10 protein-coding genes are annotated in these 17986 nt (G+C 68.8%); 3 read left to right on the top strand and 7 right to left on the bottom strand.

What is annotated here, in order from left to right; translation table 11 throughout:
- Nucleotides 1-103: 103 nt before the first annotated feature.
- From sbnA to OG819_RS05755, 7 genes are all read right to left on the bottom strand, one after another.
- Nucleotides 104-1186 (bottom strand): 2,3-diaminopropionate biosynthesis protein SbnA, encoded by a 1083-nt coding sequence (sbnA, locus tag OG819_RS05785; protein ID WP_266648330.1) that lies wholly within the window; start codon nt 1184-1186, stop codon nt 104-106.
- Nucleotides 1187-1343: 157 nt separating this feature from the next.
- A complete protein-coding gene (gene sbnB, locus OG819_RS05780) occupies nt 1344-2414 on the bottom strand; it encodes a 2,3-diaminopropionate biosynthesis protein SbnB (protein ID WP_266628566.1) in 1071 nt (356 codons plus the stop codon).
- Entirely contained in the window at nt 2411-3415 is a 1005-nt protein-coding gene (locus tag OG819_RS05775) for a TauD/TfdA family dioxygenase (RefSeq protein ID WP_266628568.1), read from the bottom strand. The genes sbnB and OG819_RS05775 overlap by 4 nt, the downstream gene beginning before the upstream one ends.
- Nucleotides 3416-3519: 104 nt before the next feature.
- Complete coding sequence (locus tag OG819_RS05770) at nt 3520-6768, bottom strand: amino acid adenylation domain-containing protein (RefSeq protein ID WP_266648328.1); 3249 nt, start codon at nt 6766-6768, stop codon at nt 3520-3522.
- A 17-nt stretch (nt 6769-6785) separates the two neighbouring features.
- Nucleotides 6786-9446, bottom strand: coding sequence for a Pls/PosA family non-ribosomal peptide synthetase (locus OG819_RS05765; RefSeq protein ID WP_266648327.1), 2661 nt, complete (start codon nt 9444-9446; stop codon nt 6786-6788).
- A gap of 705 nt (nt 9447-10151) precedes the next feature.
- The gene (locus tag OG819_RS05760; protein ID WP_266648326.1) at nt 10152-12116 is read right to left on the bottom strand and encodes a peptidoglycan recognition family protein; all 1965 of its coding nucleotides are present in this window, start codon (nt 12114-12116) and stop codon (nt 10152-10154) included.
- 386 nt (nt 12117-12502) lie between these two features.
- Complete coding sequence (locus tag OG819_RS05755) at nt 12503-14128, bottom strand: M1 family metallopeptidase (protein WP_266648325.1); 1626 nt, start codon at nt 14126-14128, stop codon at nt 12503-12505.
- 192 nt (nt 14129-14320) lie between these two features.
- Between OG819_RS05755 and OG819_RS05750 the strand changes: the two genes are divergently transcribed.
- The 3 genes from OG819_RS05750 (at nt 14321) to OG819_RS05740 (ending at nt 17941) form a co-directional block, all read left to right on the top strand.
- A complete protein-coding gene (locus tag OG819_RS05750; protein ID WP_266628579.1) occupies nt 14321-15160 on the top strand; it encodes a patatin-like phospholipase family protein in 840 nt (279 codons plus the stop codon).
- Nucleotides 15161-15867: 707 nt separating this feature from the next.
- The gene (locus tag OG819_RS05745) at nt 15868-16209 is read left to right on the top strand and encodes a hypothetical protein (protein WP_266628581.1); all 342 of its coding nucleotides are present in this window, start codon (nt 15868-15870) and stop codon (nt 16207-16209) included.
- 934 nt (nt 16210-17143) lie between these two features.
- Complete coding sequence (locus tag OG819_RS05740; protein ID WP_266628583.1) at nt 17144-17941, top strand: hypothetical protein; 798 nt, start codon at nt 17144-17146, stop codon at nt 17939-17941.
- Nucleotides 17942-17986: the final 45 nt, after the last annotated feature.

Here is a 17986-nt window from a genome sequence, read left to right as displayed (position 1 = left end):
GTTGCCCAGCACAGGGCGAGCGGGGTCCGGCACACGCCGGACCCCGCTCGCCGACGCCGATCGGGCGCCGCACCGTGAGGCGAGCTGATCGGTAGGACGGACCCTACGTCTTACGGTCCTCGAGCTGGGCGTGCTGCTTGTTCTCGCGCTCCCCGTTCTGGAACTCGAGCTCCCTGTCCCACCGTGGCGGTGGCGCGGGGGAGGGCGCCCAGGAATCGGCCGCGATCCCCTCGGAACTGAGTACGTCGTCCCCGTATAGATCCCGCAGCCAGCTGGCCCGGTAGATGGTGTCGAGGTAGCGCTCGCCGAGGTCCGGACCGATGGCCACCGCGGTGAGGTCGCGTGCGTCGTGCCGGTCCAGCCAGTCCGTCGCGCCGCTGACCACCGTGCCGGTGGAGCCGCCGAACACGAATCCGCGCCGGGCCAGTCGGTGGCAGGTACGGACGGTGTCAGCCTCCTCGACTCGTATCACTTCGTCCACGTAGGACTCGTCGAGCAGCGGCGGGCGCATGCTCATCCCCAGGCCCGGAATCATCCGGCGGCCGGGCGGACCGCCGAAGGACACCGAGCCCACACTGTCCACCGCTACCACGCGTACCGGCCGGTGCCATTCCCGGAAGTAGCGCGCGCAGCCCATCAGGGTCCCGGTGGTGCCGGCCCCGACGAACAGCACGTCCAGCTGCGGGAACTGACGGGCGATCTCCGGCGCCGTCCTGCGGTAGTGCGCCTTCCAGTTGCTCGGATTGGTGTACTGGCTGAGCCACACGTACCGGCTGTCGGAGGCGCACAGCGCACGCACGTACTCGATCCGCGCGCCGAGATAGCCGCCGTTGGCCTCCTGCCCGGCGATCATGTGCACCTGGCTGCCCAGGGCCTCCATCATCATCCTGGTCGACAGGTTGCCGCGGGAGTCCGTCACGCACAGGAACCGGTAGCCCTTGCTCGCCGCGATCATGCTCAGGGCCACGCCGAGGTTTCCGGACGAGGACTCGACCAGGATCGACTCCGGGGTCAGGGCTCCGTCCCGCTCGGCGGCCTCCACCATCTCGACGGCGGCCTTCAACTTGATCGAGCCGGCGAAGTTGAAGCCTTCGCACTTCAGGAAGAGCGAGTGCCCGATGATCGACCGGAGGTCGACATAGAGATCGTCTTCGTTGAAGGCGTGGGGAACGGAAATGACGGGCACGACGGTCTCCTCTATCTGGAGCAGAGCACTTTCGGAATGTCCGTCCGACCGTGGGCGGGCCTTCTCGCTTCCGTGGGCGGGAGCCCGTGTCCATCCGGGTCGGACAGGGCTCTGCGTCAGGGGCCGCTGTCTTGCGCGGCCCGTGTTCGCGGCCGGCTCATCCGTACCGGCTCAGTTCGTGGAAGAAGTCGTCGACGACGTGCAGTTCTCCGCGGCGGGCCACTTCGTCGTAGACGTACTTGCCGACCGCGAGGTCGAGCACCCCGAGGCCGAAGGGCGAGAACACCACCGGCCGGTCCGCCGGCACGGTCACCCGCCCAGCCATCACGTCGTCCAACGTGCCGTGCACGAACTCCCGGTTGCCTGTGAGCTGCTCGGCCAGATGCGGCGAGGTGTCGGCCTTCAGGCAGTGCTCGATGTCGTCGACGATGTTGGTCGAGGCGAGCAGGATCTCCGGGGCGAGGTCGCGCAGCGACACATGCAGCACCACCGGGTTGTGGTCGAACCACGACACATCGCTGACATGGGGCTGCCCGGCGACGGTGGCGAAGACCAGCAGGTCGCTGTTACGGATCAGCTGCTCGGCGCTGTCGTGCACGGTGATCCGGCCGGTGGCGCCCGACTGTTCCAGGTAGCACCGGAAGCCCGCCGCGCTGTCGGCGGACAGGTCGTGCACGCCGATCTCGTCGAACGACCAGCCGCTGCCGACCAGGAACGTGTGGATGTACCGGGCGATCAGGCCCACCCCGAAGAAGCCGACCCGTGTCGGTCGCGACCGGTCGCGGCTGAGCCGGTTGGCGGCCGCGGCGGCCGACGCGGCCGTCCTGGTGGCGCTGATGATCGAGCTCTCCAGGCAGGCGAACGGGTAGCCGGTGTCGTGGTCGTTGAGGATCAGTACGGCCGAGGCCCTCGGGATACCGGCCTTCACGTTCTCCGGGAAGCTGGAGATCCACTTCAGACCGTCCACCCGCACCTCCCCGCCGATCGAGGCGGGCAGCGCGATGATCCGGGAGGAGGGGCGGTCGGGGAACCGCAGGAAGTACGACGGCGGGTTCACCGAGTCACCGGCACCGTGCACCCGGTAGGTCGCCTCGACCAACTCCACGATCTGCTTCTCGCGTCCGCGCAGCGCGCGCTGGACCTGGGCGCCGGGGATCACCGCGAACGGCGGCACGGTGACCGGCGCGGCGGGCGCGGACTCCGTTGCGGTGGAATGGATGGTGGTCATGGCGCGGTCACCTCGACGGTCGGAGAGCAGTCGGTCAGACGCACCGGGTCGGCCAGGGCGACGAGCACTTCGCGTGGTCCCTCGAAGGGCTCCCTGCTGTGCGCGGTGCGGATGTTGTCGACGAGCATCAGGTCCCCGGCCTGCCACGGCTCGCGCGCGGTGTGGGCCTCGTAGACGCTGTTGAGCGCCTCCACGACGTCCTCGCCGATCGGGTCGCCGTTGCCGAAACGGGTGTTGAACGGCAGTCCGTCGGCCCCGTAGACGTCCATCAGGTACTCACGCACCTCGGGGGCCATCGTCCACTCGTTGAGGAAGGCGACCTGGTTGAACCAGCAGCGCCGGCCGGTGACGGGGTGACGCACCACGGCGCTGCGGCGCTGCCGGGTGCGCAGCCCACCGTCGGGCTGCCACTCGAAGGTGATCGCGTTGGCGCGGCAGTAGCTCTCGACGGCACCACGGTCCTCGGTGCCGAACGCCTCGGCCACGGACGCCCCGATCTCGTCGTTGTAGCTGCGGGTGAGCAGCCAGCCCTCGCGCTCGAACCGCTCGGTCAACTCGGCGGGCAGCGCGTCGAGCACGGTCGGTGCGTCGGCGACCGCGGTCGCCCCGCCCTCGGTGGGCGCGCTGAGACAGGCGAACATCATCAGGCCGGGGAACTCGAGCGTGTAGCTCAGTTCGTGGTGCATGCACATGGGCTGGTTCGGCGGCCACTTCGTCGAGGAGTACACGCCGTCGGAGTAGGTCCGTCGGGGCGCGAAGACCTCCTTCTCGGTCATCAGACCGGTGGCGAGCTTCGAGAAGACGGCACCGGTCTCGGCCGCGTCGCGCAGCCCGAGGCCGCGGACCATGACGCAGCCGTGCTCGGCGACGACGGCGCGCAGCGCGTCGCGGTGCCCGGCTGCCCAGCTCGCCGCGCCACCGGTGGCCTCGGCCCGCAGGAGCGGAGGTCTGCCGGGCTGCAGTTCCACGTCGAGCAGCGACGCCGTGGAAGTGGACGACATCTCGGTTTCCTTTCCTTAGCCACTCAGTCGGTTGTCACTCAGTCACTTGTCGGTGAGCCACTTGTCCGTGGGTCACTCGTCGGTTGTCACTGGTCAGTTGTCACTCAGGAAGGAGCGAACAGTTCGGCGACGCGCAGAACGGCCTGTGCCGCTTCGGCCGGACGGGTGCGCGGGAAGTAGTGGCCGCCGTCGGCGAGCTCGTGCAGATCGACCTGTTCGGCCAGGAGCTGCCAGTCGTGGTGGCGGTGGTGGTGGTCCGCCGTGCTCGGGTCGTCGGCGGCGACGACCACGGTGACCGGCGCGGACAGCTTCGGTGTCGGCGGGCTGTCCAGGAGGTCGGCGAAGTAGCGGTGTGCCGAGACGCAGTCGTGCCGGTAGGCGGCACCCACGTGCTCGGCGTGCCGCGCGTCCAGCTCGCCGAGTTCGGTGTACCCGCCGTCCGCGCTCAGCTTCGCGGCGATCGCGGCGTCGCTCAGTTCGGTCAGCTCGGCGATGGTGGCGCGCCGCTCGGCGGCGTTGCCGAGCAGTTGCGCGCCGAGGAACACCCGCTGGACGTCCACCCCGCGCTCCTGCAGCCTTCTGGCCGTCTCCACGGCCGGCGCGGCGCCCGAGGAGTGGCCCCACAACAGGATCCTGGTCAGGCCACGCCGGACGATCTCGTCGACGACCTGTTCGACCACCCGTGTCATCGGAGCGAACGGCTCGTTCTCGGCGGCCATGTCGTGACCGGGCAGTTCGACGGCGTAGACGGCGGGCTCACCGTCCGGCAGGGCCCTGGCCAGCGGCTGGAAGTTCACCGCGTTGCCGCCGGCGTACGGGAAGCACACCAGGGCCCCGGCCTGCGCCCCGTCCGATCCCGACAGCCGGTGCAGCAGCCCCGGGCGTCGCTCGGACCCGCCGTCGACCAGCCCGGCGAGGTCGGCGAGGACCGGGTGACGCGTGACGTCCTTGAGGGACACCGCACGGTCCAGGGTGATCGCCAGCTTCACCGCCGACAGCGAGGTGCCGCCCCGGTCGAAGAAGTGGTCCAGCCGTCCGATCTGGTCCTGCGGGATGCCGAGCACCTTCGACCACGCGGCCGCCAGCCGGTGCTCGGTCGGTGTGTTCGGCGCCTGGTAGTCGTCCTGGACGACGCCGAGTTCTCCGGCGAGCGCCTGCAGCATCTTCCGGTCGATCTTGCTGTTGGCGGTCAGCGGCAGGCTTTCGCGCCAGTGGAAGGCCGACGGGACCATGTACTCGGGCAGCGACTCGCCGAGCCGGGCGGGCAGCACGTCGCCGTCGAGGGCCTGCGGGCCGGAGTAGAACGCCACCAGGTGCTTGCTCTGATCGGCCCGCTCGGCGACCACCACCGCGCCGTCGCGCACCCCCGGCACCCGCAACAGGGTGTTCTCGATCTCGCCGATCTCGATCCGGAAGCCACGGATCTTCACCTGGGTGTCCCGGCGGCCGAGGAACTCCAGCTTGCCTCCGGGCTGCCAGCGGCCGTAGTCGCCGCCCCGGTAGAGCCGGGCGCCGTAACGGTGCGGATCGGCCAGATAGGCCTGCCGGGTGCGCTCGGGGTCGTTGATGTATCCGCGGCCGACGCAGACGCCGGAGAAGACGATCAGACCGGGGGCGCCGAGCGGCACCGGTGTGAGGTGCTCGTCGACGACGTAGACGTGCACGTTGTTGACCGCGCGGCCGAGCAGGATGCGTTCCGGCGCCCGGTCCATGACCTCGTGGTTGGTGTCGTCCGAGGTCTCGGTCAGCCCGTAGGCGTTGACCAGCTTGATCCCGGGCTGGACGGCGAACCAGCGCTCCGTGAGCTCCTTCTTCAACGCCTCGCCGGTGACCGACACGCACCGCAGGTCCGGCAGTTCGCGGGGGTGCTGCCGCAGACAGGACACGACGACGTCCAGATAGGAAGGTACGAGCTGGAGGACGGCGACCCGGCCGTCGACGATCTTGTCGACGAACCGCTGTACGTCGAGGATCACCTCCTGCTCCACCAGCAGCGTCCGCCCGCCGACCAGAAGCCCGGACACCAGTTGCCACAGCGAGATGTCGAAGCACTGGGGCGCGGTCTGCGCGACCACCTGTCCCTCGCCGATCTCCAGGTCGTCGATCTTGGCGTACAGGTGGTTGAGCATGCCCGCGTGCTCGCACATCGCGCCCTTGGGCTCGCCCGTGGAGCCGGAAGTGAAGTAGATGTAGGCGAGTTGGTCCGGTGCGACGGGCAGGCCCAGATCGTCGTCGGCATGGTCCTCGGCGTAGGCCGCGTCGATGAAGATCTTCCGGATCCCGGGCAGGGAGTCGAGGGCCTGGTCGAGGGTGGTGGTGCTGCCGTGTTCGGTCAGCACGAGGGCGCACTCGGCGCGCGAGAGCGTGGTCGCGATGCGGCCGGCAGGGAAGTGCGGCTCGATGGGCAGATACACGCCCCCGGCCTTGAAGACCGCCAGGACCGCGGCCGGCCAGTCCAGGTCGCGCTCGGTCACCACCGCGACCACGCCCTCCTGGCGCAGCCCCCGTGCCAGCAGCGCGCGTGCCAGCCGGTTGGCCCGGGCGTTGAGCTCGCGGTAGGTCCACTGCCGCTCGCCGTGTACGGCCGCGACGGCGTCCGGGTGTTCCCGGACTCGCTGTTCGAACAGCTCGTGCATCCGGCGGTCCGGCAGTTCCCGGCGCGGTCCGGCGAGCCCTTCGAGCTGGAAGTGGAGTTCCTCGGGGGAGAGCAGACTCTGCCGCCCGTGCTCGGCATCCGGACCGGCGGCGATCAGCGCGAGTGCGGTGACGTGGTAACCGGCGATTCTGGCGGCGCAGTCCGCGTCGAGTACGTCGGTGCGGTACCGCAGCCGCAGCACGAGTCGGCTGCCCTGCCCGGAGAACCCGACCCACAACACGGTGTCCTCGGTCAGGTCGCCACCGACGCCGCCCGGATCGAACACGGCCTCGAACGGCGGGTCCGTCAGGCCGAGTTCACGCCTGAGGTCGTCAACCGGAAAGTCCCGGTGGGCCAGCAGCTCTGACTCGGCGCGACGGGCGTTCAGCAGCAACGTCCGCCACGTCGCGGTCTCGGTCGTCAGTCGGCAGGGCAACGGCCGGCCGCCGTCGGCGGGGACATAGCCGGACACGACCTCACGCTCACCGGACAGCGCGGCGAGCACCTTGGCGTGCGCGGCCAGCAGCACCGAGTCGAGCGGCACCCCCAGGTCCTGCGCCAGCCCGCGCAACGGTCCTACGACGTCCTCCGGGACCGTCGCCTCATGGTCGGCGACGCCCGTCACCGGATGGAGCGTCCATCGCGGCAGCGCGGTGCATCCACCGGCTACGAGCTGACCGCGCCAGAACTCCCGATCGGCTTCCACGTGCACTCCCATCGAATCTTCCCGTCCGCTCACGGTCGCTCCGGTTCCGTCGGCTGCTGGTCGGGGCGGCGCCGCAGTCGTCGTTGTTTGCTCGGCAGTTCGGCGGGCCGGCCGTCCTGTTCGGCAGGCTGGGCGTGCCGGCCGAGGCGGCCACGCTGTGCCTCGTATGCCAGTGCGGCAGGCTGATAGGGGGCATCGCGGGTCTCCACGGCGGGATTTCCGCCCCATCGAGCGCGCTCCGGGACTTCCTCGCCCTTCATGAGGAAGGAGTCGGAGGCGAGTTCGGCGCCGTCGCCCATCGTCACGCCGTAGTGGACGTGCGCGCCGACACCGAGGGTGCAGCCGTCGCCGAGCGTGCTGCGGTCGGACTTGAAGGTGCCGTCCTCCTGCGAGTGGCACTGGATCTTGCTGCCCGCGTTGAGCGTGCAGTGGTTCCCGATGGTGGTGAGCGTCCGCTCCGTCAAATAGCAGCCGTCATCGAAGACCCTGCTACCGATCCGGACACCCAGCATCCGCCAGATCACGTTCTTGAAAGGGGTGCCGTTGAAAACGTTGAGGTAGGTGTCAGGCACCTTCCAGAGGCGCTCGTGCCACCAGAAGTACGGCTCGTAGATGGAACACAACTGCGGTCGCAGCTCGCGGAATGCCGCGATACCGCGCTCCACCAGCGCGAAGTAGACGGGTGTGAAAGCAAGGCTGAATACCAGGAACGCGGCGATCAGCACATGCCCGTAGGAATCGTACACATCGACGTCCGCGAGAGCGACCACGGTGAGAACGAAGAAGTAGATCCACCGGAGAATCAGGAACAGACCCATCGAGCAGATGTTGTAGCGGTTCTTCGCGGCGAGACTGCGACGAAACTCTTCGCCGTTGCGGAGATGGTCGAACCGGGAGTCGCGCTCGACCGACCGGGGAATCTCGAAACACGGTGAGCCCAGCAGGCCCACTCCCTCGCGTACCTCGCCGTCGAGCGGAATCATCACCTTCGTCGCGAGGAGGCAGTTCTCGCCCGTCCTGGCCCCCGAGGGATAGGCGATGTTGTTCCCGATGAAGTTGCGTTTCCCGATCGAGGCCCGGGACACCCGAAAGGAGGTGCTCGAGTAGTCCGCGTTGACGATGGAGAGTCCGTCGGCGACCATCGTTCCGCTGCCGACGGAAACCAGATACGGGGTTTCGTGCTGCACTTCCGTGCCGAAGTTCGACCCGGTCTGCTCGACCTTGGACAAGTCGTATCCCAGGCCGCGCAGATAAGGGACGACGTAGGAGCTGTCACCGAACAGCCATTTGAAGAACTTCAGGTTGGTCATGCGCGCGATCGCCCGGTGCGTCGAGTAGTGAAAGCCGTACAGCGGATAGACCTTGTCCGGCTGGATGAACAGGTTCAGCAGGCGCGGAACGGTGCACAGCACGGCCAGGCCGAAGACGACGAATCCGAAGAACAGCACGAAGGACAGGACCAGCGCGTCGATGTAGAGACTCGACGAGGTGAATCCCCCTGAGCCCGGGCCCAGTCGGCTGTGCAACGCCGGAATCAGGTCGAGTAGCAGGTACGAGCCCCCGACGGTCAGTGGCACGTAGACGAAGAACACCTGAAGCACGGTGAGGAGGCCGAAGCCGGCCCGGCGCAGTGTGCCGCACTTGACCGGCTCGATCCTCAGGTAGTCGTGCTCCGTGGGCTGTGCCGGGGATCCGTGCCAGCGCAGGCCGGCCGGGATCGCCTGGCCGCTGTACAGCGTGGACGTGTGGCCGAGTTGAGCCCCGTCGCCCATCGACGAGTCGATGTCGAGCACGGTCTTCTCGCCGATGAGCACGTCCCGCCCAAGGGTGACCCGGCCGGTCTGGATACGGCCGGCGTGCGCCCGGTAGCAGGGGAAGAACGAGTCCTTGCGGACCACGGCGCCGGCGCCGATCGTGAGCAGGTCGGGGCAGGCCGGAACGTTGTGGGAGAGGATCGTGACCCCCTTGCCGATCCGGGCGCCCAGGGCGCGCAGGTACAGCACGTAGAGGGGGTTGCCGACGAAGAAGATCATCGGGTTGGCGTGGATCATCACCTTGACGATCCAGAAGCGCAGATACGTCAGTCCCCAGATCGGGAACTCGCGCGGTTTCCACCGCCCGATCAGGAGCCATTTGGCCAGGATCGGGAAGGTGCACAGGGCGACGAAGCCGATGGCGCCGAAGATGAGCGATCGCAGGTAGATGTGGATCGCGTCCGTCCCGGCGGAGACCCATGAATAGCCTCGGTCCGTGACGAGTCCAGCGAGGAAGGAATATCCCACGAAGAACAAGAACTGCAGTGTTCCGCAGAGGACGTACCGCGCCGTGCCTGCCTTGGTCACCACGGTGGCCGGCACCGGGACCGACGACTCGCCGGGAACGGGCTCGGCGTCCGCGAGCCCCGTCGCCAGACTTCGGATCGTCGGGTACCGGTAGATGTCCTTCATCGACGCGGAGGGAAGGTCTGCCCGCTTCCTGACCCGTGCGCAGAATTGAGCCATCACCAATGAGTTGGCGCCGAGGTCGTCGAAGAAGTGGCTCTCGACGGAGACTCGTTCGACGTTGATGACGTCGGCCAACACCTCGGCGAGGTCTCTCTCGATGCCGCTCTTCGGTCCGGTGTTCCCGTGCTTGTCGAGTTCGGATTCACCCGGACCAGGCATCAGGACTTCGACGGACTTCTCCTCCATACGAGCTCCTTGAGGACCTTTCGAATGCCGCCTGCCATGACGGTCGGCGCTCTGCACTCGCGCTTTTCGATGGCCGGAGCGAGTAATCCGGAAGTCATGAGATCGGATCTGTTGTCCGGTCACAAAACCGTTGACTCAGTCTTAGCCGCCCACCCGTGGGGCTGCCACTCGAACCGGATTGTGTCGGCATGGCACTGTCCTTCGACGGCGTCAGGGGGCTCCCGCTGCTGACGCCCCGACGTCGGCGGCACAGAGCGTTCGCCACCCCTTTTCGCACCTCGTCCACGACTCCGTCCGACGGCAGGACGATGCGTCGCGCACGGGATTCGCCTTACTGCGTACGGGTGGTGTGTACCTGGTCCGGAAGAGCGGGCCGCGACCACCGACGGGGTCGCGGACGCGGAGGACTGCGGGGCGGTGGAGGACTGCGGGGCGGTGGAGGACCGCGGGGGGGGGGGGGGGGGGTGGAGAGCCTTGGGGATGCGGAGAGCCACGGGGATGCGGAGCGCTGTGGGGACGCGTGGAGCGCGCTGTGGGGCGCGGAGGCGTTGCCGGAGGCTCGGGATCGTCCGTTCCGTGTCGACCGGGCCCCTCCCGATGGCGCGGGGGCGTCCACGCAGGAGATCGCCGCCGCATCCCCCACCGCCGCGAGCCGGAGGCGCCCACGCGGTCGCGTGGGCGCCTCCGGCTCGGACTGGGACCCCGTTACCGCTGGGCAGGGGGCGCCGCGTGTCCCGAGGGCGCCTTCTCCGTGCCGGGTACGCGGACCAGGTCCACGTCGCGCGCCCGGACGTAGGCGATCCGGTGGCCGAACTGGATCTCGTAGTACTCCTCCCGGCCCGTCACCACCAGGCTCGGTGTGTCGCTGAAGGTCGACCGGTCGATGTAGGAGCCGACGGGCCGGGACTGCGCCACGTACCTCTGGCCCGCGAGGAGGTTGTACGGGAGCGGGGAATCGGACTGCTGCTCCACTCCCTCCGGGTAGGCCTCCTCCTCCGGGAGGGCACGTCCGAACACCGGGATCTCGCTCAAGCCCTCCTTCGGAGTCACGAACCGGCCGCTCGCGCCGACGGCCGTCGGATGGTTCTTCGGGTTCTTGAACCACGCCTTGCGGCCCAGGTACCAGATCGCCGTCCAGTCGCGACTGCGTCCGGCGACCGCGTAGGTCTGGCCCGCGGAGACCCGTGACCCCAGGTCGTTGACGTCGTCCGTGGAGTCCTCGCCGTCGGGGCGCCGGCCCGGGTCCTGGATCAGTGCCGCGTGCTCGTTCGGCTCGGTGTACAGGCGGACGGCGCTGGAGCCGTGCGGCGCGCACTTCACACCGCTCTTGACGCACCCCTTGAACGTCGGCTTGTGGGTGGCGAAGTCCGGCAGCACGGTCACCAGGTCGCTGTCGGGCCCGGCCGTGGCACGCAGGGGCGCGCCGAGGAGGTCGAAGTAGTGCCGCCAGTCCCAGAAGGGGCCGGGGTCGTCGTGCATGTCGGGGATGCTCGAGGCGGTCGGCGACGCCACGTTGTCATGGCCGAAGATGTGCTGCCGGTCGAGCGGGATGTCGTACTTCTTCGCCAGGTAACGCACCAGTTTGGCCGAGGTCTGGTACATCTGCTCCGTGTACCAGGCGTCGGGCTGCCTGAGGAATCCCTCGTGCTCGATGCCGATCGAGCGGGCGTTCACGAACTGGTTCCCGGAGTGCCAGGCCACGTCCTTGGTCCTGATGTGCTGGGTGACATGGCCGTCCTTGGAGCGGATCGAGTAGTGCCAGGACGCCTCCGTCGGGTCCTGCACGGTCTGACGCATGGACGGCAGGTCCGCCTCCGTGTCGTGGATGACGATGTACTCGATCTTCTGGTCCCTGGGCCGGTCGGCCAGATCGTGGTTGCCGTAGTCGCCGTTGGCGTCGTACTCGACGTACGGCGCGGCGAGCCAGTCACAGGTCAACTCCGCGGGGCACTCGACCTCCTTGGGCCGCCGTGCGGTCTGGGGGTGGGGGGTGCGGGGGTGCACGCCCGGGCTGGCGGCGAGGGTGACCTGTTGTCCGGAATCGGTGGTGCGTTGCGCGCCCTTGCGGATCAGCGCGAACACGTTGTTCGCGTACTCCGCCGCCGACGCGGTGTCTCCCGTCCCCGGGAAGCGCGCCACCGCCTCCCACCAGTCCGCCGGGTTGGTGCTGAGCGGCTTGCCGAGCTGACGTTGTGTCTCCGCGAGGAGCGCCGCACCTCCGCGTACATTGGCCTTGGCGTCGGTCCGCAGTCGCGCCACCGGGGCTCCGATCAGGCCGGCGGCCCGGCGCAGGTCCGCGGGCTGCGCGGAGCGTCCGACCGAGGAGCTCGCCCCGGGCGAGGCCGAGGGCCCCGCCGCGGCCGCGGGCGGCTGGGTACCTCCGCGGTGCGCATCCGACGGAGCCGGTGTCTGGGACTTGTCCTTGGCCTTGGCCTGGCGGGTGTCCACCAGGTGCATCGGCCCGTAGCCGCCGAGGACGCTCGGGGTGCCCGGCCGGGCGTCCCATCTCGACTGCAGGTAGGACACGCCCAGGAGCACACTGCGCGGTACGTGGTACTCGTCCGCGGCGTCCGTGAAGACGTTCTGCAGCTGGCGGTCGGCCGCCGTCCCGCCGGTGCACGCCGCCGGGCCGGCCAGCAGCGGCATCAGGAGCGCCGCGGAGGCGGTCATGCGGACTGTACGGCGGTGCTCGCGTGGGGAGTTGGGGACACGGGGGGCGACACGTCTTCTCATCGCAAGGGTCTCCAATCATGCTCGTCGCAATCAGGACAAAGGAGTTGCCCTCTGCATCACCCCCCGTACGTTTCCGTGCTCGACACGCCCCGTCGCGCCAAGCGTCACTGGTGTGGCCCAGCCACCCGGCAGAGGCCACCCGGTCGGCGGCAGAACGTCGGCCACGGCGGCGAGTCGGCGCGAGCCCTTCGCACCGCAGTCCGTGCCGCACTCCGTACCGCAGTCCGTCTCGTCGTAGCGCAGCGCGAGCCCCCGTACCTCGCGGGGCGGTACGGGGGCTCGGTGTGAGGGTTCGGCGTCGGGGTTCGGTGTGCGGGTCCGGCTCAGTCCTGGACCGGGTCCACCTGCCAGTCGGGGTGCCCCGGCATGGGCGGGGTGCGGTCCCCGTACAACCACGGGGTCAGGAACGGCTTCAGGTCCTCGCCGGCGACCTCGGACGCGAGCGCGACGAAGTCTCCGGTGCCGGCCACCCGTCCCTGGAACTTCGTCACCCAGGACCGCTCGATCTTCTCGAAGGTCCCCTCGCCGACCTTCTCCCGAAGGGCGTAGAGCACCAGCGCCGAACCGTCGTAGCGCACCTTCTTGAACAGGACCGCCTCGGTGCCGGGTTCGGCGGGCGCTCCGTCGTCGTGACGCCACTGGTCGTGGTGCTCGTACGCCGCCCGCATCACGGACTCGAGGCTTTCGCCGCCGTGCGCGTCGGAGTAGAGACGATCGTAGAAACGGGCGTGCCCCTCGCTCAGCCACAGGTCGGACCACCGCCGGATGGCCACGCTGTCGCCGGTCCACTGATGGGTCAGCTCGTGCACGAGGTCGCGCTCGGCCTCGACCCGGTCACCCTGTAGGTCGCCCTTCGGCACGAGGGACAGTGACTGCGTCTCCAGCGCCACCGGCAGGTCGGTGTCTCCCACCAGTACGCCATAACGGGGAAAGGGGTACGGGCCGAGCCGCTGTTCCAGCCAGGTCAGGTGCTCGGGCGTGAGCGAGCGGTAGGCCGCGGTCTTGGTGACCAGGTCACTGGGGACCACGTCCCGGACGGGCAGCCCGTGCGGGCCGGTGCTCTCGACGAACGTGAACTTCCCGATCGCCATCTGCACCAGCTGCGCGGCGACCGGCTGCTCGGAGTCGTACGTCCACTGGACCCGTCCGTCGGGCTGCGGGACGCGCTCGACGAGCCGCCCGTTGGCCACCGCGCTGACGCCCGGTGGAGTGGTGATGAGGAAGGTGACCGGCGCCCGCAGACTCGGATGGTCGTTCGTCGGGAAGATCATCTTGGCCCCGTTGGGCTGTGGATAGAGCACGGTTCCGTCGGGCGTGGGCACCCAGCCGTAGTCTCCGATCGCGTCGCCGCGGTGCCGTCGCTGCGTCGGGTCGGCGGTGTAGGCGACCCGCACGGTGAAGGTGCCGCCCTGGGGAATCGGCTTCGCGGGAGTCACGACGAGCTCGTCACCGTCGCGTACGGCCCTCGCCGGCAGCTCGTCGACGGTGACCGGGCCCAGCGTGTTGCCCGCGAAGTCGAGGTCGAAACGGGACAGGGCCTGCGTGGCGCTCGCGCTGATGGTGGTGCTGGCGTCGAAGCGCGTCCTGGGCGCCCGCCAGTCGAAGGCGAGCGTGTAGCGGCGGACCGTGTACCCCCCGTTGCCGTCGAGCGGCAGGAGCGGGTCGCCGATGCCTGGGGCGCCGGGTGAGCCGGTGGAGGGGGTGGTCTTGGAGGGGGTGGTGGTGGCGAGGGTGCCTGGGTGGGCGGGGGAGGGGTGGTCTGCGTGGGGGAGGACGCCGACGAGGACGACGGCACCGCCGATCCCGATGACGCCGGTGAGAGCGAGGAGGAGGGGTGTGCGGCGGATGCGGAGACCACGGAGACCTGGGCCGCCACGGAGACCACGGAGACCGTGGCGGTCGCGCGGGCCACGGAACTGATTCGGCTGCCGGGGGTCGTGGATCTCCATGGCCGCACTATGTCAGCAGGATCAGCACATAACGGCCTATTTCAGCGCGCATGCCTGTCGATCGTCTCGCGGTCGGTCACCTCGCGCGGGTCAGCTCGGCAAGAACCGGGGATAGGTCCCCGGTTGGGCCGCTTGCATGCTAGCGTCAAGGCGGGAAGCGGGGAGTGGTCCCCGTTAGTGGGGAGGGCGGACGTGGCGGACACGGCGCTGGTGTTGGGCGGGGGTGGACTGACCGCGTACGCATGGCAGGTCGGCATGCTGGCGGGGCTGGCCGACGCAGGGGTGGACCTGGGCGGTGCGGACGTGCTCGCGGGCACGTCCGCCGGCTCACTGCTGGCCGTGGAACTGGCCGCAGGAGCAGCGCCGTCCGACCTGTACGAGGTACAGATCGCCCGGAAGCGAGCCATGATGGAGGTGGACTTCACCTTCGCCATGACGGTCAAGTACCTGTGGGCCGCGCTCGGTTCGCGCGATCCGGAGACCGTGGTCAAGCGACTGGGCCGGCTTGCCCTGAACGTGCGCGACGTGACGGAGTCCGAGGTCATCGATGCGATCCGCCCCCAACTGCCGCTCCAGGACTGGCCGGAGAGGCCCGTGCGGCTGTTCGCGGTGGATGCGCTCACCGGCGAGCCGACCGGCTTCAGCGCCGACAGCGGGATCGATCTGGTGACGGCGATGTCGGCCACGTGCGCGCTGCCGCCGCTGTTCCCGCCGATCACGATCGGGGCGGGGCGCTGGATGGACGGGGGCGTACGCTCCACGACCAACGCGGACTTGGCGAGCGACTGCCGACGGGTTGTCGTGCTGGCCCCGATCCCCAACGTGCCGGGGGCGACCCCGAGCGCCTCCGAGCAGGTGGCCTCCCTCGTCGCAGGCGGTACCCGGGCCGCCTTGCTGGTCCCGGACCGAGCGGCCCGCCGCGCGTTCGGCCGCAACCCCCTGGACGCGTCCCGCATTCCGGGCGCGGCCCGGGCGGGACTACGACAGGCGGCCGAGTACGCCGAACAGGTCCGAGCCGTCTGGCACGGCTGAGCGGCGTCTGGGTTCGAGATCCGAGAGGGCCCGCCGAGCATGGTGGCCGGCGGGCGGTCCGGTGTGTCGGCGGGCTGGCGGGCCGGCGGACTGGTGACCTGGAACGTAGTGGTTGTCCCAGGTCCACGCGGTTCTCCGATGGGCTCTCACCCGGTTGGGGCGCCCGGCGGGCGCTTCGAGGCTCCCGCGGCGGGTGGTCCCCGGCTGGGGGGGTGAGTGCGGCTCTCCTTGTGATGTCGCTGGCCGAGGCACGGCGAGAACATCGGCGAACCGCTCTCCTTCGAGTTGCCCCACTGGGCAGGGGACCGTCCCGCCGACGTCGTCCCCTGGCCGGACGAGGACGAAGAGCCGTACCCACTGCCCTTCCACCCCCTGGAGCTGGGCGAAGACGCGCCGCGCGCGCTCTGCGGCTTCGTCAGGAAACCATTGGCCCACCGCTGTGCGTCGCGGCGTAGTCACGCAGTTGGTCACTCACGTCGCCGGCGAAGGGGCGGAGTCCAGGTTTATTTCGGCCCAGACAACCTTGCCGTCGGATACCGAGCGGGCGCCCCATCTGCCCGACAGTTGGGAGACCAGGGAGAGGTCGCGGCTGTTCTCGTCGGTGGTGCGCGCGTGACGCAGACGCGGGTAACTGACGTCGCTGTCGAACACTTCGCAGGTCAGGACTCGGTGCTTGATCAGACGCAGACCGACCGGGCGATGTGACGATGGAGGGCTCGGTTCTGAACGGGATCGTGCGTGGGGCCGAGGACGTTCGCACGGTACTGGCCTATGCGCGCACTCTGTACGAGTACCAGGACTTCATCTACATCGGTGAGTATGGAGAGAACGGATTCGTCGAGGACTACACGTCGAAGGTGCGCGGTGAGCCGATCGCGAACATCGCCGTCGTCTACAGGAACTCGGAGGGGCAGACGCAACACCTTGTGGTGAACCACCGTCCGCTGCCGTCGGTCCTGCTTTTCTCTCGCCTGTTGGGCGAGCACTTTTCCGGGACACGGTACGCACAATATTTCGCTGCCCCGTCGGCCGATGCCGAGCGCGACTAAAGGAGAGATCTCATGTCGGCTGGGGACGTTCACTGTCTTTTTTTGGCTCCGCAGCGCCCGATGCGTTTCTGGGCGGGCGAGTAATCATCGCTTGAGGACAGATGCCGGGTCCTCGGGCAGGTGACCTGCGGCTTCGCCGGCCGAGCGAGCGGGCATGGATGCGCCCGCTCGCCACCGGTGTTGACTGCGGCTGACCCCTGTATCTGGCGCAGTTGCGGCACGCGACCTTCGGTCAACCGGTTACGTGAACGCGCTGGTGCTCAACCAACTCAAGCTTGTAGCGCGCGGCCATGAAACCGAGTTGAATTCCGATGACCGCCCGGAGCTCGCCGAGCGCAGCACCAAAGGTGGCACCCTCCTCTAGGTCGTGTACGTGCTGGCGTGCAGAGTGGTCATGGCCGACCGAGTTCAAGAATCTCCGGCAGGCGGCCCGCATCGCCTTGAGGTGCTCAGCGACCGCATCCCCAGTATCGGGACCCATCCAGAATCTGTGTCAGGGTCTCCCGGATCTGGCATACGGAAGCGACACAGTGATCGGGGTCCCCGACAGCGCGTGTGATCGCGCGGGGCATCGTCAGGACTCTTCGATCTTCCAAAGAGACGATGACCTTCTCAGCCACGACCCGTAGATGTGTTGGCAGGCCGATCGGCTTCCGGTCTCGGCTGAACGACGGTGAACGACGGTGAACGAGGATGAATGAGACGGAAATGGAGACGGGCGCGGCGGTCGTTGCCGGTACAGCCTCGTGCTGGGCCCGTATTCGGCTGTTTGGCCAACGAAAAGAGATGCCGTGCCGGGCGTCGCGAGCGTCAAAGGTCTTCGACCTGTGATCATGGAGCGCTCATTAAAAGTGATCGACGAGGAGCTCCAGGTCGCGGGGCCCGATGTGCCGCCGTCGTGGGACGCTCGCGGGAACGCGCTGTAGGTGATGTGGTGAACTGGTTGACCTCGCTGCCGGCGGTGGTGCTGGTTGTGGGCGGACTCTTACTTGCCTTACTGGTCGCGGCCGTGGCGCGGGTCGGCGTCCGGGTGCTCGTACCGCTCGCGGAACGGGATCGGGTGCCGCAGATCGCCACGCCCCTGATGCCGACACTCGGCGCTGCCTTCGCGATCTTTGCGGCACTCTCTCTGGCCAGCGAGTCCGGCTACCTGCGTGCGGCCGAGGGGTTGGTGAGCGACGAGGCGGCCGCGGCCTCCCGCCTGGCATGGGCGGCGACAAGTCCGCGAGTCCAGTCGGAGCCGATCCATACGGCACTGCTGGACTACCTGCAGACCACGCGTGCCAGGGAGTGGGAGGGTGCAGCAGCGGCGTCCGGTGACGACCCGGCCACCGCTCGCGCGATCGCACGGCTGGAGCGGAGTGTGCGCGCCGAGGCGGCCCGACCCGATGTGGGAACCCCGACAGGCACGGAGCTGGTGGCTTCCCTGGACGGTGTCACCAGTAGTCGTCGCGCCCGCGTCGCGGCCGCCTCACGCGACGTTCCCGCGCTCTACGTCGTCACGCTCGTGGTCAGCGGACTGGCCTTGATCGTGAACTCCGGCGCACTGGTCTTCCGTAGCAGTCTGCGAACGTCACTGCTGATCGTAGGGATTGCGAGTGTGGTCGGGCTGAGCCTGGCGTTGCTCTTCGCACTCAGCGCGCCCTGGAGCGGCCCGTTCATCGTCAGTGGGCATCCACTCGACGCCGTCATCGGGGACCTGAAGTCCGGCTTCTTCGGCGGCGGGCCGTAGGCCGCCCTCGCAGGACTACCGGTGGATTGTGGACGGTCGCTCAAG

It is taken from the genome of Streptomyces sp. NBC_01549, from assembly GCF_026339955.1.
Classification (GTDB): domain Bacteria; phylum Actinomycetota; class Actinomycetes; order Streptomycetales; family Streptomycetaceae; genus Streptomyces.
This window is presented reverse-complemented; position numbering and strand designations above follow the sequence as displayed.